A 1,706-nucleotide genomic window follows, 5' to 3' on the forward strand; every position below is an offset into this window, starting at 1 on the left:
GCGCATGTCGCGGGCGGAGGTGTGCACTGCGTTGATCGCGGCGAGGACCTGGTAGCGGCCCGGCGCGACCCCGGCGGCCAGGCGCTCGCGCACCAGCCGGTGGCCCTCCGCGATCAGCGCCGTGTCCCAGGCCCCGCGGTCCTGCTCCGCGAGCGCGACCAGTTCGCCGCTCGTGGACACCCGGGCGGTGCGGCGGGCCTCGATGAGGAGCATCAGCGCCAGCAGCCCGGCCACCTCGCCGTCGTCCGGCAGGAGGGCGCGGACCAGGCGGGTGAGCCGGATCGCCTCGGCGGTCAGGTCGTGGCGCACCGGACCGGTGTCGGGACCGGTCGCCAGGTAGCCCTCGTTGAAGACGAGGTACAGCACGGCGAGCACGCCGGAGACGCGGGCCGGGAGATCCTCGGCGGACGGCACCCGGTAGGGGATGCGCGCCGCCTTGATCTTGGCCTTCGCGCGGGTGATCCGCTGCTCCATCGCGGTCTCCCGCACCAGGAAGGCGCGGGCGATCTCGGGCACGGTCAGCCCGCCGACCATGCGCAGCGTCAGCGCCACGCGGGTCTGCACCGCCAGCGCCGGGTGGCAGCAGGTGAAGATCAGCCGGAGCCGGTCGTCGTCGACCGCGCCGACGGGCCCGGGCGGGTCGTCGTCGTGCACCATCCGAGCCTCCTCGTGCTTGTGGTCGCGCTTGCTCTCGCGCCGGATCCGGTCGATGGCCTTGCGGTTGGCGGTGGTGGTCTGCCAGGCGCCGGGGTTGGGCGGCACGCCGTCGACCGGCCACCGCTCGACGGCGGTCGCGAACGCCTCGGCCGCCGCCTCCTCCGCGATGTCGAGGTCACCGAAGCGCTTGGTCAGCGCGGCGACCACCCGGGCCCACTCCTCGTGGTGGACCCGGGTGACCGCTTCACGGACGTCGACCCCGTTCACCGGAACGGTCGCACCTCGACCCGCCGGTCGCAGACCCGCGACGCCTCGGCGGCGAGCTTGAGCGCCACGTCGAGGTCGGGGGCCTCCCACACCCAGACGCCGGCGAGGTACTCCTTCGACTCCAGGAAGGGTCCGTCGCTGAACACCGCCTGCTCGTCCCGGTTGTCGACGACCGTGGCCGCGTCGGGGTCCGCGAGGCCGCCCGCGAAGACCCAGTGGCCCTCCGCGATCAGCCGTTCGTTGAACGCGTCGATGGCGGGCAGCCGGTCCGTGCTGCCGGGGTTGCTCTTGTCGTCGAGGACGGAAACCAGGTACCGCATCCGGGGATCATCTCCTGTGGTGTCGGGACAGCGGGGGTTCGGGGGACCGGCTTCAGGCCGTCGCGTACCGCGGGCGCCCGGCGGGCCGGTAGACCTGGATGGTCACGCCCTTCGAGTCGACCCGCGACTCGACCGGGGCGAGCGCGAGGTCCGGGCCCGCGTCGGGGAACAGCCGCGCGCCCTGGCCGACGACGACCGGGACGGTGAGCAGGATCAGCTCGTCGACCAGGTCGTGCTCCAGCAGCCACCGGACCAGGGTGCCGCTGCCGTGCACCTGCAGCTCACCGCCCGGCCGGGCCTTCAGCTCCCGGACGGCGGCCGCGACGTCACCGGGCAGCACGGTGGTGCCCGACCACGCCGGGTCGGTGAGCGTGGTCGACGCGACGTACTTGGGCCGTCCGTTCAGCGCCCCCAGGACGGGCTCCCAGCCGGGGACGTCGGCGTCCCAGTGCATCGGCATGA

General features: G+C 74.0%; 3 protein-coding genes. All 3 read right to left on the reverse strand.

All coding sequences use genetic code 11. From position 1 onward, the window contains the following. Positions 1-924, reverse strand: a 924-nt coding sequence (locus AB0G02_RS38705; RefSeq protein WP_360805036.1) for a DUF6596 domain-containing protein, incomplete at its 3' end; no start/stop codon positions are given. Next, positions 921-1,244, reverse strand: coding sequence for a YciI family protein (locus tag AB0G02_RS38710; RefSeq protein WP_360805038.1), 324 nt, complete (start codon positions 1,242-1,244; stop codon positions 921-923). The genes AB0G02_RS38705 and AB0G02_RS38710, both read right to left, overlap by 4 nt. Positions 1,245-1,296: 52 nt before the next feature. After that, on the reverse strand, positions 1,297-1,706 hold a 410-nt coding region (locus tag AB0G02_RS38715; protein WP_360805041.1), incomplete at its 5' end, for a dihydrofolate reductase family protein.

Origin of the sequence: Actinosynnema sp. NPDC023658 (genome assembly GCF_040639995.1) — a bacterium.
Lineage (GTDB): Bacteria > Actinomycetota > Actinomycetes > Mycobacteriales > Pseudonocardiaceae > Actinosynnema.